The sequence below is a fragment of the Methylobacillus sp. MM3 genome (assembly GCF_001645185.1).
Taxonomy (GTDB): Bacteria; Pseudomonadota; Gammaproteobacteria; order Burkholderiales; family Methylophilaceae; genus MM2.
Genome location: NZ_LXTQ01000030.1, coordinates 237089 through 262277, shown reverse-complemented (window position 1 = coordinate 262277; position 25189 = coordinate 237089). Strand labels below are relative to the sequence as shown.

Here is a 25189-nt window from a genome sequence, read left to right as displayed (position 1 = left end):
AACAAGGCGAAGCTGTCTTCGCCTGGGCGCTTGCGAAGCGAAAGAGGCGCGATTCGTGCTATGATTGCAGGTTGTTGGTTTTATTAAGGATTATCGGGTGTTAAAGCAGCGCACGTTAAAACATGTGATCCACGCCACCGGCGTGGGACTGCATACCGGGGACAAGGTGGCGATCACCTTGCGACCCGCTGCGCCCGATACCGGCATCGTATTCCGCCGGGTCGATCTCGATAGCCCTGTAGAAATCAAGGCCCTGCCGCACCACGTCAAAGACACCCGGCTCTCCTCCACGCTGGATGTCGAGGGCGTACGCGTCGCCACGGTCGAGCATCTGATGTCTGCCCTTGCCGGCCTCGGCATCGATAACGCATACGTCGACCTCACCGCTTCTGAAGTGCCTATCCTCGACGGTAGCGCCGGCCCGTTCGTGTACCTGATCCAGTCCGCCGGGATCGTCGAACAGCCGGTGCCCAAGAAATTCATCCGCATCAAGAAGACCATCGAAGTCCATGATGGCGACAAATGGGTGCGTTTCGAACCCTATCACGGCTTCAAGATCGATTTTTCCATCGATTTCGACCATCCGGTCATCGAGCATACCGGCAAGTCCGTCACCATCGATTTTGCCGATAATTCCTACATCCGCGAAATCAGCCGTGCGCGAACTTTCGGGTTCATGCACGAGGTTGAGGCGCTGCGCAACATGGGCCTGGCCCGCGGCGGTAGCCTGGACAACGCGGTAGTGCTGGACGAATACCGCATCCTCAATAGCGAAGGCCTGCGTTATGAAGATGAATTCGTGAAGCACAAAGTGCTGGATGCCATCGGCGATCTCTACATTCTCGGCCATCCGCTGATCGGTGCCTTCTACGCCTACAAATCCGGCCATGCGCTCAACAACAAGCTGCTGCGTGCCTTGCTGGCGGATGCCGAAGCGTGGGAGTACGCCACTTTCGAACAAGCGGAAGAAGCCCCCCAGGTCTTTCTCCCGCTGCAACCACAATTGGCCGCATGAGTTAGCGGAGTCAAGCCATGCTTGTGCTCCGCTTCCTTCTTTTCTTCGGTCTCATCGCCGTCGTTGTTTCCTTCGGCGTCTTTCTCTTCACGCGCGACAAGCGCTATCTGCGCTTTACCTGGCAAATCGCCAAACTGGTGGGATTACTCCTGCTGGCCGTGGCCGCCGTGCTTGCTGTGGGGCGCATCCTTCTCTATTAGCGCAATCGGCACGACACGGGCAACTTGATTCCTGCTGGCACTGCTGATCTACCTCGTCGCGGCGGTGGCTTTCATCATTGTGGTGCTATTGGCCGGGCCGCATGCCGGAATCTTGCCGCAATGGGCAGAAGCTGGAACTCTGATCGCAGGGTGGCTGGCTGTACTGATTTTGCCTGTCGTTGCGACAAGGAGCGTGTGGAGAAAATGGCTGGGGGATAGATAACCAGATTGATGCCTGGGTTAAGCCGGACCCTCGTACCGACAACCATTTCCAGCGCTCCCCACAACCAAAACACCCGTTCACCGACCCATGGCCCTGTGCTATTCTTGCCTCTTGATAGCAGTGGCAGGTTCAATAAATGCAACGCGCATGGTGGTATATCGGGGTCGTTTTACTGATCAGCAGCCCGGCTTGGGCCGACAGTCCGCAGGACGATTTTGTCGCCGCGCGCGAAGCCTACAACGAGCGTGACGAGCAGGCGCTCGAAGAATATTCCGCTCGTCTCCATTCCCAGAATTACCTACTCGCCCCGTACGTCGATTACTGGCGAATCCTGCTGCGTCTCGACGATGTATCGACTCCGGAGGTACGTGATTTTCTTGAGCGTTATCAGGAGCTTCCATTTGCGGTGCGCGTACGTACCGAATGGATGAAAAAGCTGGGCAAGCGTCAGGATTGGCAGACGTTCTTCGAAGAGTATCCGCGCATGGCGGCAGAAGATACCGCCGTCAGTTGCTATGCTTATCTCGGCAAGGCCGCGCAAGGTGATGAACGTGCCTTGAAGGATGCGCGTCCGCTGTGGTTTTCGGCCGATTTTCAGCCGGATAGCTGCAATCAGCTCTTCGATAACATGATCAAGTTCGGCACGCTGACGACGGACGACATATGGGCGCGCGTTCGCCTTGCGCTTGGCGAAGGCAAGATTTCGGTCGCCAAGGCGGTCGCGCAGCATCTGCCGCAAATCGATACCGCCAGCCTGAAGTATTTCGACAGGGTTTATGAGAATCCTCAGCGAGTGCTGGAGAAAAAGACCTACACCACCAAGTCGCGGCTGGGGCGAGAGTTGAATCTTTATGCTCTGGAACGCATTTCGCGCAGCCAGCCGGAGTTTGCACTCAAGGTATGGCAAGACCTCAAGCCCGCCTACAGCCAGCCAGATCAGCAATACTTGTGGGCGCGCATGGCGCTGCATGCGGCGCGACGGCACGATGCGCTGGCGCTCGACTGGTTCGGTTATGCCGAAGGCACGCCACTAAACCGCGACCAGATTGCCTGGAAGGCGCGCGCTGCGCTACGCGTAAAGCAATGGGAAACGGTGCAGGAGGCCATCGATGCGATGCCCAGGGATATGCGCGATGATCAAGCCTGGCAATACTGGTACGGGCGCGCGCTCAAGGAAAAGGGCCAGATTGTCGCGGCGAATAAAATCTGGTTGCCGCTATCGCGCGAGCGGACCTATTACGGCTTGCTGGCGGAAGAAGAGTTGGGCGAGATCATCGGCGCGCCGCCTGCATCCTACAAGGCGACCAAAGAAGATATCTTCACTGCGCAAAGTATTCCGGGCATTCAGCGCGCACTTGAGCTACAACGCCTGGATATGCGCTGGGAATCGCGCAGCGAATGGGCGCGCGTGGTCAAAACCCTGGACGACAAGCAACTGATCGCGGCGGCCGAAGTGGCCTTCCGCGAAGAGTGGTACGACATTGCGATCAACACCGCCGAGAAAACACGGCTGACGCACGATTTTGCGATGCGATACCCGACGCCTTACCGCGAGATCATGCAGAATTATGTGCGCGAAAACGGGCTGGACGAGGCCTGGGTCTATGGGTTGATCCGTCAGGAAAGCCGCTTCATCAGCTATGCGCGTTCAGGCGTGGGCGCTACCGGGCTGATGCAGGTGATGCCGGCCACCGCAAAATGGATCGCCAAGCGCATGGGCATGGATGGCTACAACCACGGCATGATCAATGAGCTCGATACCAATATACAATTCGGTACGCATTACCTGCGCTATGCGCTGGACAAGATGGGTGGGCAGACGCTGATGGCAACGGCCGCCTACAACGCGGGGCCTTCGCGGGCATTGCGCTGGGCGCCGGAGGAACCGATGGAGGGTGCGATCTACGCAGAAACCATCCCGTTCAGCGAGACGCGCAATTACGTACAAAAAGTGATGAGCAATGCGTATTTTTACGCGCATAGGCTAGGTGGCCAGGTACAGACTGTGAAGCAGCGACTGGGGCTGATTGCCGGTCAAACAACCGCGACGGCTGTGGTGGTGCCTGAAGCGAGTCAAGCGGAGGAGTGATGAAGTGTTCATGAAAATAAAAAAAGTCTGTGTGCTGGGCGGTTCGGGGTTTGTGGGTAGTCATATCGTGCACCGCTTGAGCGCGGCCGGTTATCAGGTCAAGGTGCTGACGCGCCGTCGCGAGCGTGCGAAGCATCTGATCCTCCTGCCCGACGTGCAGGTCGAGGAATGCGATGTATTTTTCGAGGCGGCCTTGCAGCGGGCGGTCAGCGGCTGCGATGCCGTCATTAATCTGGTCGGTATTCTGCATGAATCGCGCCGAGCCAGCTTCGATAAGGTGCACATGGAATTGCCGCGTCGCGTCGCGGTGGCTTGCCAGGCGGCGGGCGTCAAGCGCTTGTTGCAGATGAGCGCCCTGAATGCTGCGGATAACGCACCAAGTGCTTACTTGCGCTCCCGTGCCAAAGGCGAAACGGCGGCCATGCAAGTGGCAAGTGAAACACTGCAGGTCACGCTGTTCCGTCCGTCCGTGATTTTCGGTCGCGGCGACAGTTTTCTCAATCTCTTCGCAAAGCTGGCGCGCGTGATGCCGGTGTTGGCACTGGCCCGCCCGGAGGCCCGATTCCAGCCGGTATTTGTCGAGGATGTCGCGCAGGCATTCGTTGCCAGCCTGGAAAATCCCGCGACCTTCGGCCAGACGTATAAGCTGTGCGGGCCCAAGGTCTATACGTTGCGCCAACTGGTGCAATACGTGGTCGATACCCTCAGGTTGAAGCGCGTCATTATTGGTCTCAATGACCGCCTTTCATATTTACAGGCGTGGGCGATGGAGTTGCTGCCGGTCAAGCTGATGACCCGCGACAATTATTACTCGATGAAAGTCGATAGTGTCTGCGATTGTCCGTTTCCTGAAGTGTTCGGCATCCAGCCGATGGCGCTGGAGGCGGTAGTGCCCGAATATCTCGCGGACGATACGCCGCGCCAGGTCTATTTGCGCTTTCGCAGCAAAGCGGGAAGAGAGCAGTAGTCGCGATGCAGGTTTATTGCGTCGGCGGTGCAGTGCGGGATGAACTGCTCGGCCGTGCCGTGAAGGATCACGATTACGTCGTTGTCGGCGCCACGCCGGAGCAAATGACGGCCTTGGGCTATCGGCCCGTCGGCAAGGACTTTCCCGTTTTTCTGCATCCAAAAACCCAGGAAGAGTATGCGCTTGCTCGCACGGAGCGCAAGACAGCCAAAGGCTACAAGGGATTCCAGGTGTACGCCGCGCCGGAGGTGACACTGGAGCAGGATCTCGCCCGGCGCGATCTCACCATCAACGCGATTGCCCGCGATTCCGAAGGCGCACTGATCGACCCGTATCGTGGGGTCGATGACCTCAGGGCCCGCATATTGCGGCATGTGGGGCCGGCCTTTGTCGAGGATCCCGTGCGCATCCTGCGGCTCGCGCGCTTTGCCGCGCGTTTTGCGGATTTCACCGTTGCCGCGGAAACCCAGGCATTGATGCGCGAAATGGTCGAAAACGGTGAGGTCGATGCGCTGATCCCCGAGCGCGTTTGGCAAGAGCTGGCCAAAGGGCTGATGGAGGCCAGGCCTTCGCGCATGTTCGAAGTGTTGCGTCAATGCGGCGCGCTGAAAAAAATCCTGCCGGAAGTGGACAGGCTTTTTGGTGTGCCGCAGCCGCCGCTATATCATCCCGAAGTGGATACCGGCGTGCATGTGATGCTGGTGGTGGACTACGCCGCTGCGCAGAATTTTGACTTGCCGGTACGCTTTGCCGCACTGATGCATGACTTGGGAAAAGGTACGACGCCTGCCGAGATGCTGCCGCGGCATATCGGCCATGAGCAGCGTGGGGTCGGGCTGGTGAAGGATGTCTGCAAGCGGCTGCGCGTGCCCAACGATTGCCGCGATGTCGCCGTCATTACCGCCAATTTCCACGGCAAGGCTTATCGTGCGCTGGAGATGCGGCCGGATACCGTGGTGCAACTTCTGCACGATACCGATGCCCTGCGCCAGCCGCAGCGTTTCGAAGCATTTCTGCAGGCCTGCGAAAGCGATGTGCGCGGTCGCCCCGGTTTCGAGACCCGGGCCTTTCCCGAAGCCGACTATTTGCGACGTGCTCTGGCGGCTGCTCAGGCGATCGATGCCGGAGCGATTGCGGGGCAGTTCGATCAAGCGGAAAAAATCCGCGATGCCGTTTTCAGGGCGCGCGTGGACGCCGTCGCACAAATGCCTGCCAATTCATAGCAGGCTCCAGCCCATCTTGAGTCCCAGCAGAAAGAGCAGGACGGCAAGGCATTTCTTCAGCGCATGAACCGGTAGCCGTTGCGCCAGTTTTACACCAAGGGGCGCACCGAAGAAACCAGCGAGAGCAATGCAGAGCATGGCCGGCAAATAGACGTAGCCCAGGCTGGGCGAAGGCAAGCCTTGAACCCCTATTCCCGAGATCGCATAACCCAGCGTGCCAACTACCGAGAGCGGGAGTCCCAGGGCGGCAGCGGTGCCAATGGCAGTGCGCACATCGCGCGTGCCGTAGATAAGAAAGGGCACGGAGACGGTACCGCCGCCGATACCGAGCAGGCTTGAAAACATTCCTACCGCCCCGCCGAATGCGTATAGGCCGGGTTTCCATGAGAAGTCCCCGTGTTTAAGCGGTCGCCGATCCAGGAACAAATGCAGCGCAATCGCGCATTCGAAAATCGCAAACAGCAGTTTCAGCCCGTCACTGTGTATGTGCGATGCCAGCCATGTGGCGAAGATTGCTCCCACAACGCCGGCCGGGGCCATGTGGCGGAAAATGGTCCAGTTGACGTTTTTATGTCGGTGATGTGCCCGGGTTGAGGAAATCGAGTTCGCGATGATGGTGGCGAGCGAGGTGCCTACTGCCAGATGCATGATGTGATCCGGCGCAAAATGCAGGCCGGTGAACAGCATCGCGAGGATGGGGACGACGATGATTCCCCCACCGACGCCGAATATGCCGGAGAGCAGGCCGCCGATAAAACCGGTCGCGAGGTAAAGCAGCCATTCCATGCGAATCAGCGTCTTCCGGCGAGGCGCTGCAATGCTTGCCGCAAGGGGGAATCCGGTAGGTTGTCCGCGAGTTGCGAGAGGGTGGCGGAGGCCTTGCTGCTGATCTCGCGAGCCACGAGCGGCGCGGCGCGGCGCTGAGATTGGACTTGCACTTCAATGCGAATTGAAGTAACTTCTACCCCCTTGTTTTGCAAGTTTTTTAGCAGGTTGGGCGTGAGCAGTTTGAGCTTGGCGGCGATAGCGCCGTTGTCGGCAAAAACCGTTAATCGACGGTGCTTGACGCCTCCCGCCCGGGTGTATGGTTGCAGTGCCTCAGGCACGATCCCATCCCAGATTTTTTGCAGGCCGGTGAATTTGCCGGCCTCGTTCGCCAGGGCATGAAGCTCGGCATTATCCCGGAAGAGCGCGTTAATGCGCCGCATGACGGGAGTCCGGGGATTTGTTCGGCAGCAAGGCGCCCAGCGCGCGTTTGCAAGCGGCGAATCCTGGTAAAGGGGAAAGTGTGAATATCATTTTCGTATCAAACAATATGGCGAAAGCCAGGACCTTGTCGTTGCCGCAGTTTCTGCTGCTGCTGGCGATCCTGATCAGCGTGCCGTCATTGATCACCGCTGCCCTTATTCTGCCACAGCCCGGCAGCGAGGACCAAGGCGTCAACGAATTGCTGCCCGTGCGCTTGTTGAATGCCGTCCGCCATAATCAGCAACAGCATATGAATGCGCTGGCCCAGCAACTAGGGGAAATCCAGGCGCGCATCATGCGGCTGGACGCCTTGAGCGCGCGGTTGGCCGAGATGGCGGGCGTCAAGGACATCAATGTGAGCGAGCGTCCCGCCCAGGGCGGCCCTCTCGAACAGGCGGCGCCCCTTTCTTCCGCGGAAATCGATAGCCAGGTAGCCCAATTGCTGGCGGACGTACAGGAGCGCACCGAGCGGCTGGACGCGATCAGCATGCATCTACTGCAACAGAACCTGAAAAAGACCACATTCCCGTCCGGCGCGCCGGTCAGTGCCGGTTACAACTCATCCAGCTACGGTTGGCGCCCCGATCCTTTTACCGGCCAGAAAGCGTTCCACAAGGGACTCGATTTCATGGCGGACTCCGGTACGCCGATTCATGCGGCTGCCGACGGCATCGTGACCCAAGCGGAAAGAGCACCGGATTATGGTAATATCGTCCGCTTGGATCACGGTTTTGGCCTCGATACGCGCTATGCGCATTTATCCGGTTTTCTGGTCAAAGTCGGCGATCGCGTAAGCAAAGGGCAACCCATCGGCACGGTCGGCAGCACGGGGCGCTCAACAGGGCCGCACCTGCATTATGAAGTGCGCCTCAACGGTGTTCCGCTGGACCCGCGCAAATACCTGAAGAACAATAACGGCTAATTTCTGTCCTAACCATCCACTTCTAACCCAAATGTTCCGCTACTGCGGGAAATCGACATCCTTCTATGCTATCCACCCTATTCAAGCAGATTTTCGGTAGCCGCAACGAGCGGCTGGTCAAGCAATACAGCCAGACGGTGCGCGACATTAACGCGCTCGAGCCGGCGATGCAGGCGCTTACCGACGAACAGTTGCGCGCCAAGACCGAAGAGTTCAAGCAGCGGTATCAGAACGGCGAATCGCTCGACAAGCTGTTGCCGGAAGCGTTTGCCGTGGTGCGCGAGGGGGGGCGTCGCGCGCTGGGCATGCGTCATTTCGACGTGCAGCTGATCGGCGGCATGGTGCTGCATTACGGCAAGATCGCCGAAATGCGTACCGGCGAAGGCAAGACGCTGGTAGGTACGCTGCCGGTATACCTGAATGCGCTGGCCGGCAAGGGCGTGCATGTGGTGACGGTGAACGATTATCTCGCGAGCCGCGATGCTGCCTGGATGGGCAAGCTGTACAACTTTCTCGGCCTCAGCTACGGCGTCAACCTGTCGCAGATGCCGCACGACGAGAAACAGCAGGCATACGCTGCCGACATTACCTACGGCACCAACAACGAATTCGGTTTCGACTACCTGCGCGATAACATGGTTTATACCCAGGAAGAGCGCGTGCAACGCAATCTGAATTTCGCCGTGGTCGATGAAGTGGACTCCATCCTGATCGACGAAGCGCGTACGCCGCTGATCATCTCCGGTCAGGCCGAAGACAGCGTGCAGCTTTATACCGCGATCAATGCCGTCGCGCTCAAGCTCGTCCGCCAGCAGACCGAGGAAGGCGAGGGCGATTACTGGGTCGACGAAAAATCGCAGCAGGTCATCATGTCCGAGCAGGGACATGAGCATGCCGAGAACCTGCTGATGGAAGCCGGCCTGCTGACTGCCGGCAGCCTGTACGACGCCGCCAATATCACGCTGGTGCATCACCTTTATGCCAGCTTGCGCGCGCAGTCGCTATTCCATCGCGACCAGCACTATGTCGTCCGCGACGGCGAAGTTGTCATCGTCGACGAATTCACCGGCCGCATGATGACTGGCCGCCGCTGGTCTGACGGCTTGCACCAGGCCGTGGAAGCCAAGGAAGGCGTGGCGATCCAGAAGGAAAACCAGACACTGGCGTCGATTACTTTCCAGAATTACTTCCGCATGTACGGCAAGCTCGCCGGCATGACCGGTACCGCGGATACCGAGGCATTCGAATTCAATTCCATTTATGGCCTGGAAACGGTGGTCATCCCCACCAACAATCCGATGGTGCGCAAAGACATGATGGACAAGGTCTATCGCACCTCGCTTGAGAAATATCATGCGGTCATCGAAGACATCAAGGAATGCCAGACACGCCAGCAGCCGGTGCTGGTGGGTACGACTTCCATCGAGAATTCGGAACTGATTTCCGCGCTGCTGGACAAGGAAAACCTGTCCCACCAGGTGCTGAACGCCAAGCAGCACGAGCGCGAGGCGCACATCATCGCGCAGGCAGGTCGCCCCAACATGATCACCATCGCCACCAACATGGCGGGCCGCGGCACCGACATTGTGCTGGGCGGTAACCCGGAAGCGGACCTGCTTGCCATCGAGGCGGACGAAGCATTGACCGCCGAGCAGAAGGCTGCACGTACCGCCGAGGTCAGGGCCGAATGGCAAAAGGTACATAATCAGATACTGGCTTCCGGCGGCTTGCACATCATTGGCACCGAGCGTCACGAATCCCGCCGCGTCGACAACCAGTTGCGCGGCCGTGCCGGTCGTCAGGGTGACCCGGGCTCCAGCCGTTTCTATCTGTCGCTGGAGGATCAACTGCTGCGCATTTTCGCTGGCGACCGTGTTGCTGCGATCATGGAAAAGCTGAACATGCCGGCAGGTGAGGCGATTGAGCATCCATGGGTTACCCGCGCCATCGAAAACGCGCAACGCAAGGTGGAAGGCCGCAACTTCGATATCCGCAAGCAATTGCTGGAATACGATGATGTCGCCAACGATCAGCGCAAGGTGATCTACCAGCAACGCAACGAACTTCTGGAAGCCGCGAATATCGAGGAAACCATTGTTGCGATGCGCAATGACGTCATTCTTGAGTTGATTGCGGAACACATCCCGCCGGGCAGCATGGAAGAGCAGTGGGATGTGCCCGCGCTGGAGAAATCACTGGAAGTCGAGGTTGGCTTGATGCTGCCAATCCAGGAATGGCTGGAAAAAGAGCCGGATCTGCATGAAGAAACGCTGACCGAGCGCGTCATGGCGGCTGCGGAAGAAACCTACCAGGCAAAAATCGCTCAGGCTGGCGCGGACGTAATGCATCAGTTCGAGCGCGCCGTGATGCTGCAAAGCCTGGACAATCACTGGCGCGAGCATCTGGCTGCGCTGGATCACTTGCGTCAGGGGATTCATTTGCGTTCCTATGCGCAGAAAAACCCCAAGCAGGAATACAAGCGCGAAGCATTCGAATTGTTCTCCAATCTGCTTACTGTCGTGAAGCGCGAAGTCACGCAGGTCACGATGATGGTGCAGATCAAGAGCCAGGCCGACATGGAAGAAGTGGTCGAAAAGCCGGCGGAGCTTGAGAACGTACGTTACCAGCATGCCGATTATGAAAACGCGCTGGCTGGCGAGAATGTTGCCGAGGAAGAAGAAGCCAAGCAGGAGCCCTTCGAGCGTGCCGGAGCAAAGATCGGTCGCAACGATCCTTGCCCATGCGGCTCAGGCAAGAAATACAAGCAATGCCACGGCAAGTTGAGTTGAGGCAAGTGAGCCAACATTAAAAACAGCCCCAGTCGGGGCTGTTTTTTTATTACGCCGGGCTTTAGTGTTTGGCTTGCAGCAACTTTTCGAATTCATCCGCAGGCAAGGGCGGGCTCATCAGATAGCCCTGGTATAAATCGCAGCCTTGCTTCTTGAGAAACTCCAGCTGTTCCTTCGTTTCAACGCCTTCCGCCAGTACCTTGAAGCCGAGAGTATGACCAATGGCGATCACGGTGTTGGCGATTTCCATGTCGTCGCGATGCTCTGGAATGTCGTCGACGAAACTCTTGTCGATCTTGAGTACATCAAGCGGGAAGCGTTTGAGGTAGGAGAGCGAGGAGTAGCCGGTACCGAAGTCGTCGATGGCCAGGCGTATGCCTTGTTCGCGCAGCAGATGCATTTTCTCGACGGCATCCTGCTCGCGCTTGATCAGGATGGTTTCGGTCAGTTCCAGCTCGAGCAGCCGGGCCGGAAATCCGGTTTCTTCCAAGGTGCGCGAGACCGTGGCGGTAATATCCTTGTGGTGGAATTGCTGGGGCGAAAGATTGACCGCCAGCGTTATCGGCTTAAGCCCGCTGTCCAGCCATTTCTTGCCCTGGATGCAGGTTTCCATGAGCACCCAATCGCCGATGGCGCCTATCAGCCCGGTTTCTTCAGCGACGGAGATATAGCGGCTGGGCAGCATCATGCCATCTTCGGGATGCTGCCAGCGCAGCAGGGCTTCCGCGCCGACCAGCTCGCCCGTAGCGATATCGATTTGCGGCTGATAGTAAACGCGCAGCTCCTTTTCGGTGAGTGCGCGCCGCAATGCTGCCTCAAGGGCGATGCGTTCGCGAGCGGCGATAGTCAAATCCTCGGAGAAGTATTTGAAGCGGCCGCGGCCTTCCTCCTTGGCTTGATAAAGCGCCGTGTCGGCCTGTTGCAGCATTTCTTCGGCTGTTGAGCAATGATCGGGATACAGGGTGATGCCGACGCTGGAGCCAATGCGCACTTCGAAGCCGTTGGAAAGAAACCATGGTTCACCCAGCATCGTGACGATTTCGCTGGCGACACGGCCGGCGTCTTCCCGATTGGTGATGCCTTGCAGCAATACGGTGAACTCATCGCCGCCCAGGCGGGTAAGCGTATCGACGGTGCGCAACCGTTTCGTCAAGCGGTCGGCGACCTGTTGCAACAACTCATCGCCCGTGGCGTGCCCAAAGCTGTCGTTGACATCCTTGAAGCGGTCAAGATCCAGCATCAGCAATGCAAACATGCCACCTTCGCGTTTGATGACGTCGATCCCGTGCTGGAGGCGCGAGAGTAGCAGTCGGCGATTCGGAAGGCGGGTCAGCGGGTCGTGGTGCGCCAGAAACTCAAGCTCGGCCTCGGTTTCCTTGATCTTGGAAATGTCGGTGAACACGCTGACATACTGCGAGACCTTGCCCTCGTTGTCTTTTACCGTGCTGATGCTCAGCAGTTGAGGAAATTCGTCGCCGCTCTTGCGGCGATTCCATACCTCACCTTGCCAGTGTCCTATCGTCTTGATTTCCGTCCACATGCGACGGAAAAACTCCCTGTCGTGGCGCGACGATTGCAGCATATCGGTCGATTTTCCCAAGACCTCCGCTTCGGTGTATCCCAGCATTTCGGTAAAGGCGCGATTTACCATCAGGATGTATTTGTCGGCATTGGTGATGATCACACCCTCGCGCGTGCTTTCGAATACTGTAGCTGCCTGACGTAGGGAATTCTCCGCCTCTACCCGGTCCGTGATGTCGCGGCTGATGCCGACCAGGCCGAGTATCTCCCCGTCCGGGCCGTAAAAAGGTGTTTTAACCGTACTCAGGAGAGCCTGCCGGCCATCCGGATAGGTGACCCATTCTTCCTGGCTGTGGGTTTGTCCCGACTCCAGGATTTGCCTGTCGAGGCTGCGAAAGGTGACGGCCAGGTTGGAGTCAAAAAGATCGTAATCCGTTTTGCCTATCTGCTCCTGCTCGGGTTTGCCCGTGAATTCCTCGAATGCCTTGTTGCTGCCGAGATAGGCGCTATTGGTGTCCTTTAGGATGATCAGGTCGGGGATGGAGTCGATGATGCGACGCAGAACAGCGGTTTGCCGCGCAAGTTCCTGTGTGCGGGATTCGACACGGCCTTCCAGTTCCAGATTGGCCTTGCGCAATTCCTCGCGCGATTCGCGTAGCGAGATTTCGGTGGTTTTCAAGGCCACATAAGCTTCGCGCCGCTCCTGTATTTCCGCTTCCACTTCTGCCGCCAGCTGGGTCGGGTTGGGAATTTTCAGCGCATGGGGAAGAATCTTGAGGACCATGTAAGCGGTGCCGACGGAAATGGCGGCAGTCAGGAGCTTCATGGAAAGATCGAACCAATAAACTGGATGCCAAAGCAAAGCCAGCGAAACCAGATGCGTCATCCCATAGGCAAGGATGAAAATGCCGAAAATCAGGAATATCCAGCGATGTTGCAAATCCTTGCGGTGCCAGACGAAGTAAGCGAATGCCAACGGGATCAAATAACAGGAAAGAATGATCAGTACATCGGAGAGTGCGTATAAATATAGAATGCCGGGTGACCAATCGAATGAGGCACCGATGGGTGCCGGGTCGATTAATGCAAACCAATCCTTGATGTTATCCAACATATCCCCCTGCATTAGAAGCGGCTGGAAAGCTATTGTTATTATGTAGTAAAACGCTGAGAAGACTAGCACTTACAAGGGTGTGCTACAAGAAGGGATGAAGAAATGCGGGAAGGGAGTGGCGCGCCCGACTGGATTCGAACCAGTGACCCTTGGCTTCGGAAACCAATACTCTATCCAACTGAGCTACGGGCGCATGCCCAAATTATAGCAAATGCCTCGTCCCTGTGCTTTGTCCGGGTGCAGGGATATCAGTATAATTCAATATTTTTTACCCCATATTTAGGAATTTAGGCCATGAGCACGCACCACGAATTTCCCAAGACTACAGTCAAGCAGTTTGTTCTTGCTTTACTCGGAGGACTGTTTGCTCCGGCCTTGGTGTTTTTTCTGATTTATAAAATGATGGTCGGTATTCAGGCAAATCAGGTCGAAGAAAGCAACTCGACGGCTGCCGAGGCTTCTGTCGTTGAGCGGATCAAACCGGTTGCGGAAGTGAATCTTTCTGCCAACGGCGGCGGTGCCACCCAGCAAAAAAGCGGTGAAGAAGTGGTTCAGGCAATTTGTGCCGCCTGTCATGCCGCGGGCGCGCTCGGTTCCCCGAAAATCGGTGATAACGGTGCGTGGGGCCCGCGTATCGGCCAAGGCTACGAGACTCTGGTCAAGCATGCGATCGAAGGCATCCGCATGATGCCCGCGCGCGGCGGCAGCCCCGACCTGAGCGATTATGAAGTGGAGAGCGCCGTGGTGTACATGGCCAACAAGTCTGGTGCCAGTTTCAAGGCTCCGGAGCCGCCCGCCGCGCCTGAAGCGGCCGCTTCGGCAGCAGCTGCACCCGAAGCCGCAGCGCCAGCTGAAGCCGCTGCTCCGGCACCAGCAAAGTAACCACTACAGCCCGCTCACAGCGGGCTTTTTTATCAGAGTTTCGAATCATGGCGACATACGCAATAGGCGATATCCAGGGTTGTTTTTCTTCCTTCAGCCATTTGCTGGAAGAGATAGGCTTCAATCCTGCCCGCGACCAACTCTGGCTGGTCGGCGATATCATCAATCGCGGCCCGGATTCGGTGGCAATTTTACGTTGGGCTAAACAGCATGAGGCATCGCTGCGCGTGGTGCTCGGCAATCACGATTTGCATGCGCTGGCTGTGGCGGAGGGATTTGTCCCGCCGCATCGGAGCGATACCTTGCAGGCTTTGCTGGAAGCGCCGGATCGCGACGAGCTGTTGACCTGGTTGCGTCATCGCTCCATGGCCTATGGTGAAGGCGAATATCTGATGATACACGCAGGTCTGCTGCCGCAATGGGAGAGCGAGCAGGTGCTTGATCTGGCGCAGGAAGTCGAGGCTGCGTTGCGCGGCAGCGATTACCGCAACTTTCTTGCCCACATGTACGGCAATCTGCCGGACCGCTGGGAGGAAGGGGTGCGCGGGATGGATCGATTGCGCGTCGTGACCAATGTGCTGACGCGTCTGCGCGTTTGCAGCGCTGACGGAGTGATGGATTTCCGGTTCAAGGGCGAACTGGACAAGATTCCCGACGGGCTGATGCCATGGTTCGAGGTGCCTGGTCGCAAGGCGACCGACAAGACGCTGTTGTTCGGTCACTGGTCGGCGTTGGGGTTGATGATGCGCGACAACCTGATCGCGCTGGATACGGGCTGTCTCTGGGGTGGCCAGCTCAGCGCTGTGCGTCTGGAAGACCGGCGCTTGTTTCAGGTGCCGTGTGCCGAGCAAGAGGCAATCGGGAAGCTATGGCCTGCCTAGCGTGATGCGACAGATTGCGCCGCTCTTGCCCGGCGGCCGGGAGTGGGGCGGCGAAGCGGAGTTCAACGACGATCTCCTTCTGGCGCAGAACCGCCCATAACGATTGCTGCATCGTAATATCTCCGCAATACGCCACTTCGGTATTCGTACCGCCCGATGCGCCGGGATAATGAATTGCCAGCGGCCAGATAAGGGCGTTGGCGTTTATCGCGGCCTGGAACAGGCTGGATTTGAAGGGTTTCAGTTCCGTGCCGTCAGTGGTTGTGCCTTCAGGGAAAAAACACAGGCAGTCATCTTGCGAGAGCGCCTGTTCGACGCTATTCATCGTGCGCCCGACTTCATGACGCTTGTGTCGGGCGATGAACAGGGTGCCCGACTTTTCTGCCAGCCAGCCGATAATCGGCCATCCGCGTATCTCCGATTTGGCGACGAAGCGCATGGGATGCAGCTGTTTCAGGGCCCAGATGTCGATCCAGGAAATATGGTTCGAAACGAACAGGGTCCGGACCGTTTGGGCATCCGGAAGATGCCCACTCGTGGCAACGCGAATATTCAGGATGACGAGGATTCTTCTGCACCACTGCTGAATGCGTCGCTCGCGCTGTTCCGGCGTCAAGCGGGGCAGCAGGAATGTCGCGGTGGCAACCCCGTGCAGCAGATGCAATGTGAGAAGCATCAGCCGCCACAGTCGCGTAGGCAGTGAAGTATGTTCCCCGCTCAAGGCCGCTTGAGGAAATGTTCGGCGTAGCGCCGGTTCATGCGCGAGATCGGCAGCATTACCAGCAGGTCCGCCGTGTTGAAGCTGGGATCCCATGCCGGATCGCCGCACATATAGGCACCCAGGCGCAGATAGCCTTTGACCAGCGCCGGGCAAGGCGCGTCGATATCGTTCTGCAACGCGTCGAGGGGTAATGGGCAGCGAGGGAAGACACGGTATTCAGCCGGGGCGAGGTAATCATTCTTGAGCCTATTATAGAGGCTGGCGGCGAGGTGTCCACCGTCGGCCATGCTGATGCTGGCGCAGCCGATCAGGTAATCGTAGCGATTCAGCAGCATGTAGCGTGCAAGTCCGGCCCAGAGCAGGGCAATGGTGCTGCCGTTGCGGTAATCCGGATGCACGCAGGCGCGGCCGACCTCCACGGTGCGGTCGAAGAGGGGTTCCAGGCGTGTCAGATCGAATTCGCCGGCGGAATAATAGCCGCCCGCTTCGTTGGCCATTTCCGGGCTGAGGATGCGGTAAGTGCCGACGACCTTGCCGTTTTCGCGGTCGCGCACCAGCAGATGGTCGCAAAAGGGGTCGAACCCGTCGCGGTCCAGACGTTCGCTGCCCGGCAGCTGCGCGCCCATTTCTTCTGCAAAAACCTGGTAACGCAAGGCTTGTGCCTCACGAACTTCGGAAGGGCTGCGTGCGAGGCTGAAATAAAGGGAAGACGGTTCGTTTTGCGCTGCAAGCGCTTTTTGCTGCTCAAGCATAAAGTTGCTCCGATAAATAATCGGCGCAACTTTATGGGGAGGGTGTTACAGAATGGTGACGGCTACTTTAAGCTTGGATGAAGCTTGGCGCCTCTCGGCAGATTTCATGCATCGCGCCGCTTGCCTGCGGGATGCAGTGCAAGGCGCGGGATGTTCTAATGGCTGACGCGTGTTACGCCGCCGCCTTCGAGTACGCGCACGCGGTCGCCCGGATAAAACTCTTCATCAGCCTCCTGTACGATGGCGATCATCGGGCCCTTGTCCAGTTGGACCGTGACTTCCACGCCCTCCTTGCGGGTGATGCCTTCTTCCGCAGCCGCGCCGGCAAGCCCGCCAGCGACGGCACCGATCACGGTCGTGATGGCTCGGCCGCGCCCGCCCCCCATGGAGTTGCCTGCAATTCCGCCGACGACAGCGCCAGCGCCCGTACCGACCGGGCTGCCGGTACCTTCGATCTTCACCAGGCGAACGCTTTCGACGACACCCATCTTGACGGTTTGTACCTGTCGCGTCTGGCTGCGCGAGTAGGTGTCGCCGGAATTGCTGCTGGCACAGGCCGCGAGCAATGCGCCGAGGCACAGGACGATGAAAATGCGTAAATACTTGGCCATGATCGTTCTCCTAAACTAAAACCGGCTCCGTTCCAAAGGCTTTGCGGTAGCGCGCGGCGATATCGTCTTTGGATGGCACGTGGTTCTGCCCGCCGCGGCTTGCAATCTTGATCGAGCCCATGACCGCAGCCAATTGCCCTGTGCGTTGCCAGTCCCACCCTTGCTGAATGCCGTAAACAAGCCCGGCGCGATAGGCATCGCCGCAGCCTGTGGGATCAAGCACCGCATCTGCTTCAACGCAGGGGATATCGAACCGTTGACCTTCGGCATAAATGATCGAGCCTTCGGCCCCGCGCGTGACGATCAGCGCCTTGACCTGTTGCGCCAGCGACGTCATGGATTGGCCGGTCTTTTCCTGCATCATCTGCGCTTCGTAATCGTTCACGGCCAGGTAATCCGCCATGCCGAGGAAATGCATCAGTTCCTGACCATTGAACATCGGTAAGCCCTGGCCGGGGTCGAACATGAAGGGAATGCCCGCCTCATGTAATTCACGCGCGTGCTGGAACATGCCCTCGCGGCCGTCCGGAGCGATGATGGCGAGGCTGACATCTTGCGTATCCTTCACGCTATTTTCATGAGAGTTGTTCATCGCGCCCGGATGAAAAGCGGTGATCTGATTGTCGGCGAGATCGGTGGTAATGAAGGCTTGTGCGGTATAGCTGCCGGAAATATGGCGCACATGATTCGCTTTGATGCCCATGGTTTTGAGTCGTTCGGCGTACGGGCCGAAATCGTCCCCGACGGTCGCCATGATCAGCGGATTTCCGCCCAGCAGGTTCAGGTTGTAGGCGATGTTGCCGGCTGTCCCGCCGAATTCGCGGCGCATTTCCGGCACCAAGAATGCGACGTTGAGGATATGGATCTTTTCCGGAAGGATGTGATGCTTGAAATGGTCCGGAAACACCATGATGGTGTCGAAAGCGAGTGAGCCGCAGATCAGGGTTTGCATAGCGTTACTGGATGTGTGGAAAATGCGGCATTATCCGCCACCCACAGGAAATACAGCAACTTATCGTTTGAGCGCGGCCTCGATCAGCACGCGTGCGGCTTTCTTGGCATGCTTGGCGGCGCCGGAACCGCGGCGCATCTGCTCGGCCAGCATCGCGCCCTCGATCAGCATGGAAAGTTGCAGCGCCAGGGTTTCCGGATCGCTCGCGCCGGCTTCCTGCGCAAGCGATCCAAGGTATTGCCGGAATTGTCGGGCCTGCTCCGTGGAAAGGCGATGCACCGGGTTTTCTTCGTTGGGGAACTCTGCCGATGCCTTGAGAAAAGGCATCCCGCGAAACTCCGGCGCGGCCATCCATTCCTCGATGTAATCGAACAGCGCCTGTAATTTCTTGTCCGGCGTACGCGAGGATTGCCCGAGCTTCTCCGTCAGCCAGTCGCGAAACTCCTGATTGTGGCGCTTCAGCACTTCAAGGATCAGGTTTTCCTTGGTTTGAAAGTGCTTGTACAGCGTCATTTTGGTCGTGCCGGCGACGGCGACGATGGTATCGACGCCGGTTGAATTGATTCCCCGGGTCTGGAACAGGTCGGAGGCAACATTCAGGATTTTTTCGCGCAATGCAGACAAGGTGAGGATGTCCGTGAGGTTTACAGGTCTGTATATTACAGCCGATCCGCAGGCCGGAGCAAGCGGTCGGACAGGGGCTGGAGATAACCGTTCGGTATGGTCGCTACAGCGCGGTCATTGCCACCGGCGCGTAATAGCATTCGACTTTTTGCGCCAGCCGGCTTGCTTCGCGCATCTGGCCGGCGTCGGTCGGAACGGAGCCGTTGACGACGTTTTCAATGAAAACGGCGCGTGCCTCGGGGGCCAGCATCAGCGCCTGGGGGTATTGGCAAACGCCGCGTCGCATGCGCTCCAGCGAATCATGCAGTGATGCGACCTGGTCCGGACTGTTGCCGGAGAGTGCTTGGACGGGCTGCATTGCTCCAACGTCTGTCGGCGCCGGAAACGTTGCCATCGGTTGCGACGGTGCGACAGGCGTTTCCCCTGCCGAAATGAAAATGGCTGAAACCAGTATGAAAAAGGACGCAGCCACGGCAGCCTCTGTTTTTACCCGTCGAGGCGAGCGATACGCATCCAGAAGTACTGCGGCAGCCTGTTTTCCCTGAAGGAATGCATCGTCGTGCTCGCCTGTGCCAGCGGTTTGCAATGCGCCCAGGGCGATGAAATAAATCTGGGTGGCCAGGATGTCGGGCTCCGGCAGGCGAAGGGCTGATAATTGCCCGGTCAGGTATGCAATGAGCGCATCCTCCGAACCGGTCATTTCCGCGTCGGCTTTCAGTCCGGGGGCGGTGGCCCAGTCCTGCAGAATGTCGAATAGCGATAATACGCGCCGGCCCGGCGTGTTCCCGGCCTTGTCGAGCATTTTCAAAAGCCAATCGGAGTGCAGCATGAGGAATCCGTAATCAGAAGGGTTTGACAATGGCGAGTGGTACGACCGCAAATAAAATCAGTACCGGCAGTTCGTTGAACCAGCGATACCAGACGTGGCTGTGTCGGTTGCGGCCCTGCTCGAAATCTTTCAATAGCCTGCCGCAATAGTAATGATAGCCGATCAGTACCGCAACCAAAGCCAGTTTGGCATGCAGCCAGCCGCCCGTGATGCCGTAGCCCAGCCAAAGCCACAGGCCGAAGCCTAAGGCCAATACGGCCAATGGGGTCATGAATCGGTAGAGTTTCTTTTCCATCAGCAGCAGGCGGCCAACTGTGGCTGCGTCATCCACCATGGCATGGTTGACGAACAGGCGGGGCAGATAGAACAGCCCGGCAAACCAGCTGGTCACGAAAATGAGGTGCAGCGACTTGACCCACAGCACTTCTAAATACCGCTGGCGGTGACGCTCGATGCGGCCTGGCGCATGTTGTGCAGATGCTCGCCCATTTCGTGGCGATAATTGTAATAGGACAGCGCCGGGAAAGGGGCGCCCAGCGTGCCGGCTATCGCCGCGAGATTGCCGCGCTCCGTCGCCGCATAGGTGAAGATGTGAGTCAGCGCATCGCGTACCCAGATGCTGTTTTCCTCACCGCTGCGCGTGCGGGTGAAAAAAAGGCGCTCGTCGAAGAAGTCTTGCGGCTGGCGCTCCAGCCAGCGTTGTATTTCCCGGACTTCGCGGCGCATGCCGTTCTTGAGGTCGCGCCAGTCGTGATGGACGGTACCGGTGTAGCCGGTCGCCTGCGGTTCGCCCTTGAGCCGGGCGAACCATTTGCCGTAGAAAAACAGCAGGTGGTCGATGTTGTTGTGCAAGCTGCCGAAATAGAGTTTTTGCGGGCTGGTGCGGGCGGCGGGATCCAGGCGGTCCAGTGCGTTGAATAGCGCATCGTTGGCCCAGTGCTGGTAATCGATCTGGTATATAAACTGTTGTTTGAAGTCCATCAGATTTTTCTCCCCAGCTGTTCGTCGAGCATGGCGTGCAGGGCCTTGAAGTCCAGCTCGCCCACCACGTTGCGCACGATGCGACCGTTCTTGTCGATGACGAAGGCGGTCGGCGTCAGTTTTACATCGTTGAATGCCGTGGCCAGCTCGCCCTGCAAATCCAGGGCTACGGGAAACGGCAATCCGTTCTTTTTGGAGTAATTCGCTACATGGCTGGGCGGGTCGTAAGACATGGCCACCGCCACCAGTTCGAAGCCTTGCTTGTGATAGCGGTTATAGGTCTCGATCAGCTTGGGCATTTCCGCGATGCAGCCGGAGCAGGTGGTGGCCCAGAAATTGACCAGCACGATTTTGCCGCGCAAATCCTGCATGCCGATTTCTTGTCCGGTGATGGTGGTGAACTTGACGTCCGGCGCCTGGTTCTTGTCGGTGACGAAAAAGACCAGCGCGCCGAGCAGGGCGAGCAAAACGAGCGGGATCAGTAACTTGCGTGCATTGAATGAAGACATGGCCAGCCTTTGATGTGCATAGGACGTATTTTGTTCCATTCCCGGGGGTTTGTCATTCCTGCATAAAACGTCGATTCCGGGGGCGGCAATGCCTGTCTCAAATGTCCTTGAAAAACAATGCTCTCATTACAATAATGGATATATATTTCAAAGGGTTATTTCCCATTTCACTATGCTATAATCCAACCCTTTCGGCAACCTTTAGCTCTCTGTCCATGACCACTCGCCTGCGCGAAATTCCCTACAACTACACCTCGTTCTCCGACCGCGAAATCGTCATGCGGTTTCTCGGCACGGAATCTTGGGATGTGCTGAACGAGTTGCGCGGTGAGCGCAAGACCGGCCGTTCCGCGCGCATGCTGTTCGAGGTGCTGGGCGATCTGTGGGTGGTCACGCGCAACCCATATCTGCAGGATGACCTGCTGGCGAACCCCAAGCGTCTCAAGGCGCTGACGGACGCGCTGCACCATCGCCTCAAAGCCATCGACGAGCGCAGCCAGAACAATCCCAAAGTCGTGACGCTGATCGAAACCGCGCGCAAGGCCGTGGCCGGTTTCGAGGAGGAGTTCCGCCAGACCGCCAGGCTGCGCAAGCAGACTCTGGCGAAGCTGGGCAAGATCACCCGCAAGGACAACATCCAGTTCGACGGACTTGCGCGCGTATCGCACGTGACCGACGCCACCGACTGGCGCGTCGAATACCCGTTTGTCGTGGTCAACCCCGACACCGAAGAAGAGATCGCCCCTATCGTCAAGGCGTGTATCGAACTCGGCTTGACGCTGATTCCGCGCGGCGGCGGCACTGGCTATACCGGCGGCGCCGTGCCGCTGACCAAGATGTCGGCGGTGATCAATACCGAAAAGCTGGAAAGCCTGAGCCCGGTCGATTATCGCGCCTTGCCCGGCGTGGCGAATGCGGTACCGACCATCCGCTGTGGCGCGGGTGTGGTGACGCGTCGCGTGATGGAAGCGGCTACGGATGCCGGTCTTGAATTTGCGGTGGATCCGACTTCGGCCGATGCCTCCTGCATCGGCGGTAACGTGGCGATGAATGCCGGCGGCAAGAAAGCCGTGCTGTGGGGTACCGCGCTGGATAACCTGGCCTCGTGGCGCATGGTGACGCCGGACGCGACCTGGCTGGAAGTCGAGCGCCTGGATCACAATCTCGGCAAGATACACGATATCGAAACCGCGCGTTTCCGCATCAGCCGCTATCGCGAGGACGGCAAAACGCTGCAGGGCGAGCCCGAAATCCTGGAAATTCCGGGGCCCCATTTCCGCAAGACCGGTCTGGGGAAGGACGTGACCGACAAGTTCCTCGCCGGCCTTCCGGGCGTGCAGAAAGAGGGCTGTGACGGCCTGATCACTTCGGCCACCTTTATCCTGCACCGCATGCCCAAGCATGTGCGCACGATCTGCCTGGAATTCTTTGGCTCGGTGGCGCTGGCAGTGCCGGCCATCGTCGAAGTGAAGGATTACCTCGACGCGCATCCGTCGGCGATTCTTGCCGGCCTGGAGCATTTGGACGAGCGCTATCTCAAGGCCGTCGGCTATGCGACCAAGGCCAACCGCGCGCAGCGCCCCAAGATGGTGTTGATCGCCGACATCGCTTCCGATGACGAAAACGCGGTCGGCGAAGCCGCCTCGCATATCGTGCGTCTCGCCAATGCGCGCGGCGGCGAAGGCTTTATCGCCGTGTCCGCCGAGGCGCGCAAGAAATTCTGGCTGGATCGCGCACGTACTGCCGCGATCGCTGCGCATACCAACGCGTTCAAGATCAACGAGGACGTGGTGATTCCGCTGCCACGCCTGGGCGACTATTCGGACGGCGTCGAGCGCATCAATATCGAGTTGTCGATCAAGAACAAGCTCAAGCTGCTGGATGCGCTGGAAACCTTCCTGCAAGGCGATCTGCCGCTGCTGGAGGATGAGGATACCCAGGCCGACCCGGAAATGGTCGTCGCCAAGCGCGCGCAGGCGCTGCAATTGATCCAGGATACCCGCGCGCATTGGCAGCATATCCTGGGCGGCCTCGATTCGCCGCTGCACGAGTTCGGCACGCTGGCGCAGGAGCTGATTTCCAAGGCTGGCCTCGGCGAGCTGCTGCCGGTCTTTCGTGCGGTGCAGGAGCATCATTTGCGCGTGTCGTGGAAGCGCGAAGTGCGCAAGCCGCTGCACCAGATTTTCACCGGCCGCGAATACCTGCCCATCCTGGATAAGCTCGACGACATCCACAAGGCGGTGCTGAAGAGCCGCGTGTTCGTCGCTCTGCACATGCATGCAGGCGACGGCAACGTGCATACCAATATCCCGGTCAACTCTGACGATTACGGCATGCTGCAGGAAGCCAACGCCGCGGTCGCGCGCATCATGCAGCTGGCAACCGATCTCGGCGGCGTGATTTCCGGCGAGCACGGCATCGGCATCACCAAGATGGAGTTCCTTGATCAGACGGTCATCGACACCTTTGCCGAGTACAAGCGCAAGGTCGACCCGGAAGGCCGTTTCAACAAGGGCAAGCTGATGGCGGGCGCCGATTTGCGCAATGCCTACACGCCCAGCTTTGGCCTGCTGGAGCAGGAATCCATCATCATGGAGCAGTCTGAAATCGGCGGCATCGCCGACTCCATCAAGGATTGCCTGCGCTGCGGCAAGTGCAAGCCGGTGTGCACCACGCACGTACCGCGCGCCAATCTGCTGTACAGCCCGCGCAACAAGATTCTCGCGACTTCGCTGCTGATTGAGGCGTTCCTTTATGAAGAGCAGACCCGTCGCGGCATCTCGCTGATGCATTTCGACGAATTCAACGATGTCGCCGACCATTGCACGGTGTGCCACCGATGCAAGAATCCGTGCCCGGTGGACATCGACTTCGGCGACGTGTCGGTCGCAATGCGCAACTTCCTGCGCAAGCAGGGCAAGAAGGCGTTCAACCCCGGCACCTTGGCGACGATGACGTTCCTCAACGCAAAGGATCCGGCGACGATCAAGCTGCTCCGCACCGGCATGATCCAGTGGGGCTACAAGGCGCAGCGCTTCGGCTATCAGCTGGCGAAGAAGGTCGGCATGATCCGCCCATTCAAGAAGCATCCGCCGGCAACGGTCGGCAAGCCGCCGATCCAGGCACAGGTGATTCATTTCCTCACTCGACCGATGCCAAAGGCGCTGCCGACCAAGACCTCGCGTGCGCTGCTTGGGCTGGAAGACGACACCATGGTGCCTGTCATTCGCAATCCGCAGAAGGCGAACGAGGATTCCGATGCAGTGTTCTACTTCCCCGGCTGCGGTTCGGAGCGCCTGTTCTCGCAGGTCGGTTTGGCGACGCAAGCGATGCTGTACGAGACCGGCGCGATTACCGTGCTGCCGCCAGGCTACCTGTGCTGCGGCTATCCGCAGACTTCGGCCGGCAACCACGACAAGGGCCAGGAAATCACCGCCGAAAACCGTGTGCTGTTCCACCGGGTCGCCAACACGCTGAACTATCTCGACATCAAGACCGTGATCGTCTCCTGCGGCACCTGCATGGATCAGCTGCTGAAATACGAGTTCGAAAAGATATTCCCCGGCTGCCGCCTGCTCGACATCCATGAATACCTGATGGAAAAAGGTGTCAAAATGGAAGGCGTGCAAGGGGTGCGCTACATGTACCACGAGCCGTGCCACACGCCGATGAAGACTTACGCCTCGGCCAAGGTAACGAATGCGCTGATGGGTGTGGATGTGCCGCTCAACGATCGTTGCTGCGGCGAGTCCGGCAGCTTCGCGGTGGCGCGTCCTGACATCGCAACCCAGGTCAAGATGCGCAAGCAGGAAGAGCTGGAAAAAGGCATGAAGCAGCTCGGCCTCACGCCGGGCGCACCGGAGCAGGAAGTGAAGATCCTGACCTCCTGCCCGTCCTGCCTGCAAGGCCTGCAACGCTACGAAGATGACACCGGCATCGGTTCCGATTACATTGTGGTCGAGCTTGCCAAAAACCTGCTGGGGCCGAACTGGATGGAAGATTATGTGGCGAAGGCCAACCAGGGCGGCATCGAGAAGGTTTTGTTGTAAGTTTTAAACTGTTTTCCGCCAGAACGCCAAGTGAGGATTCCGCAATGAAATTTTTACTTGGCGCTCTTGGCATCCTGGCGATTCAAA

At 58.4% G+C, this 25189-nt stretch carries 22 protein-coding genes and 1 tRNA gene; 10 read left to right on the top strand and 13 right to left on the bottom strand.

Features of this window, described 5'->3' with window-relative positions:
• The first annotated feature begins 97 nt into the window (after positions 1 to 97).
• The 5 genes from lpxC to A7976_RS10095 all read left to right on the top strand — a co-directional run bounded on the left by lpxC (position 98) and on the right by A7976_RS10095 (position 5717).
• On the top strand, positions 98 to 1015 hold the full coding sequence (lpxC, locus tag A7976_RS10115; protein WP_067110977.1) for a UDP-3-O-acyl-N-acetylglucosamine deacetylase: 918 nt from the start codon (positions 98 to 100) through the stop codon (positions 1013 to 1015).
• A 17-nt stretch (positions 1016 to 1032) separates the two neighbouring features.
• On the top strand, positions 1033 to 1215 hold the full coding sequence (locus A7976_RS10110) for a hypothetical protein (protein WP_067110975.1): 183 nt from the start codon (positions 1033 to 1035) through the stop codon (positions 1213 to 1215).
• A gap of 359 nt (positions 1216 to 1574) precedes the next feature.
• The gene (locus A7976_RS10105; RefSeq protein WP_067110973.1) at positions 1575 to 3527 is read left to right on the top strand and encodes a transglycosylase SLT domain-containing protein; all 1953 of its coding nucleotides are present in this window, start codon (positions 1575 to 1577) and stop codon (positions 3525 to 3527) included.
• A gap of 10 nt (positions 3528 to 3537) precedes the next feature.
• Positions 3538 to 4494: a complex I NDUFA9 subunit family protein gene (locus A7976_RS10100; protein WP_067110970.1), complete on the top strand. Its 957-nt coding sequence runs from the start codon at positions 3538 to 3540 to the stop codon at positions 4492 to 4494.
• A gap of 5 nt (positions 4495 to 4499) precedes the next feature.
• Positions 4500 to 5717: a multifunctional CCA addition/repair protein gene (locus A7976_RS10095; RefSeq protein ID WP_067110967.1), complete on the top strand. Its 1218-nt coding sequence runs from the start codon at positions 4500 to 4502 to the stop codon at positions 5715 to 5717.
• Here the strand turns inward: A7976_RS10095 and A7976_RS10090 are convergent.
• Together A7976_RS10090 and A7976_RS10085 are read right to left on the bottom strand one after the other, a co-directional pair.
• Positions 5712 to 6503 (bottom strand): sulfite exporter TauE/SafE family protein, encoded by a 792-nt coding sequence (locus tag A7976_RS10090; protein ID WP_067110965.1) that lies wholly within the window; start codon positions 6501 to 6503, stop codon positions 5712 to 5714. The two genes, A7976_RS10095 and A7976_RS10090, sit on opposite strands and share 6 nt — an antisense overlap.
• A gap of 5 nt (positions 6504 to 6508) precedes the next feature.
• Positions 6509 to 6925 (bottom strand): DUF721 domain-containing protein, encoded by a 417-nt coding sequence (locus A7976_RS10085; protein ID WP_067110962.1) that lies wholly within the window; start codon positions 6923 to 6925, stop codon positions 6509 to 6511.
• An 80-nt stretch (positions 6926 to 7005) separates the two neighbouring features.
• On the opposite strand from A7976_RS10085, the gene A7976_RS10080 reads away from it, so the two are divergent.
• Together A7976_RS10080 and secA are read left to right on the top strand one after the other, a co-directional pair.
• Positions 7006 to 7887 carry a M23 family metallopeptidase gene (locus tag A7976_RS10080; RefSeq protein ID WP_067111185.1) on the top strand — a complete coding sequence of 294 codons (882 nt, stop codon included), beginning with the start codon at positions 7006 to 7008 and terminating at the stop codon, positions 7885 to 7887.
• A gap of 65 nt (positions 7888 to 7952) precedes the next feature.
• Positions 7953 to 10676 (top strand): preprotein translocase subunit SecA, encoded by a 2724-nt coding sequence (gene secA / locus A7976_RS10075; RefSeq protein ID WP_067110960.1) that lies wholly within the window; start codon positions 7953 to 7955, stop codon positions 10674 to 10676.
• Between the two features lie 61 nt (positions 10677 to 10737).
• Here the strand turns inward: secA and A7976_RS10070 are convergent, their stop codons facing one another.
• Positions 10738 to 13311: an EAL domain-containing protein gene (locus A7976_RS10070; protein WP_067110958.1), complete on the bottom strand. Its 2574-nt coding sequence runs from the start codon at positions 13309 to 13311 to the stop codon at positions 10738 to 10740.
• Positions 13312 to 13427: 116 nt separating this feature from the next.
• Positions 13428 to 13504, bottom strand: a tRNA-Arg gene (locus A7976_RS10065).
• Between the two features lie 101 nt (positions 13505 to 13605).
• Between A7976_RS10065 and A7976_RS10060 the strand changes: the two genes are divergently transcribed.
• A complete protein-coding gene (locus tag A7976_RS10060; RefSeq protein ID WP_067110955.1) occupies positions 13606 to 14193 on the top strand; it encodes a cytochrome c5 family protein in 588 nt (195 codons plus the stop codon).
• A 47-nt stretch (positions 14194 to 14240) separates the two neighbouring features.
• Positions 14241 to 15074 (top strand): symmetrical bis(5'-nucleosyl)-tetraphosphatase, encoded by an 834-nt coding sequence (locus tag A7976_RS10055; protein WP_067110953.1) that lies wholly within the window; start codon positions 14241 to 14243, stop codon positions 15072 to 15074.
• Here the strand turns inward: A7976_RS10055 and A7976_RS10050 are convergent.
• The 9 genes from A7976_RS10050 to A7976_RS10010 all read right to left on the bottom strand — a co-directional run bounded on the left by A7976_RS10050 (position 14989) and on the right by A7976_RS10010 (position 21053).
• A complete protein-coding gene (locus A7976_RS10050) occupies positions 14989 to 15750 on the bottom strand; it encodes a 1-acyl-sn-glycerol-3-phosphate acyltransferase (protein WP_240483849.1) in 762 nt (253 codons plus the stop codon). The genes A7976_RS10055 and A7976_RS10050 overlap by 86 nt on opposite strands.
• Before the next feature lie 41 nt (positions 15751 to 15791).
• Positions 15792 to 16547 carry a GNAT family N-acetyltransferase gene (locus A7976_RS10045; RefSeq protein ID WP_067110948.1) on the bottom strand — a complete coding sequence of 252 codons (756 nt, stop codon included), beginning with the start codon at positions 16545 to 16547 and terminating at the stop codon, positions 15792 to 15794.
• A gap of 155 nt (positions 16548 to 16702) precedes the next feature.
• Positions 16703 to 17158 (bottom strand): glycine zipper 2TM domain-containing protein, encoded by a 456-nt coding sequence (locus A7976_RS10040; RefSeq protein WP_067110946.1) that lies wholly within the window; start codon positions 17156 to 17158, stop codon positions 16703 to 16705.
• Between the two features lie 10 nt (positions 17159 to 17168).
• Positions 17169 to 18110 carry a carbohydrate kinase family protein gene (locus tag A7976_RS10035; RefSeq protein WP_067110944.1) on the bottom strand — a complete coding sequence of 314 codons (942 nt, stop codon included), beginning with the start codon at positions 18108 to 18110 and terminating at the stop codon, positions 17169 to 17171.
• 60 nt (positions 18111 to 18170) lie between these two features.
• Positions 18171 to 18734, bottom strand: a complete 564-nt coding sequence (locus A7976_RS10030) for a TetR/AcrR family transcriptional regulator (protein WP_067110942.1) — start codon at positions 18732 to 18734, stop codon at positions 18171 to 18173.
• 103 nt (positions 18735 to 18837) lie between these two features.
• Entirely contained in the window at positions 18838 to 19563 is a 726-nt protein-coding gene (locus tag A7976_RS10025; protein ID WP_067110940.1) for a hypothetical protein, read from the bottom strand.
• A gap of 13 nt (positions 19564 to 19576) precedes the next feature.
• The gene (locus A7976_RS10020; protein ID WP_067110938.1) at positions 19577 to 19987 is read right to left on the bottom strand and encodes a CopD family protein; all 411 of its coding nucleotides are present in this window, start codon (positions 19985 to 19987) and stop codon (positions 19577 to 19579) included.
• Between the two features lie 2 nt (positions 19988 to 19989).
• On the bottom strand, positions 19990 to 20544 hold the full coding sequence (locus tag A7976_RS10015; protein ID WP_067110936.1) for a DinB family protein: 555 nt from the start codon (positions 20542 to 20544) through the stop codon (positions 19990 to 19992).
• On the bottom strand, positions 20544 to 21053 hold the full coding sequence (locus tag A7976_RS10010; protein WP_067111183.1) for a peroxiredoxin: 510 nt from the start codon (positions 21051 to 21053) through the stop codon (positions 20544 to 20546). The genes A7976_RS10015 and A7976_RS10010 overlap by 1 nt, the downstream gene beginning before the upstream one ends.
• Before the next feature lie 215 nt (positions 21054 to 21268).
• Here A7976_RS10010 and A7976_RS10005 point away from each other — a divergent pair, with 215 nt between their 5' ends.
• A complete protein-coding gene (locus A7976_RS10005; RefSeq protein ID WP_067110933.1) occupies positions 21269 to 25102 on the top strand; it encodes a DUF3683 domain-containing protein in 3834 nt (1277 codons plus the stop codon).
• The last annotated feature ends 87 nt before the right edge of the window (positions 25103 to 25189 follow it).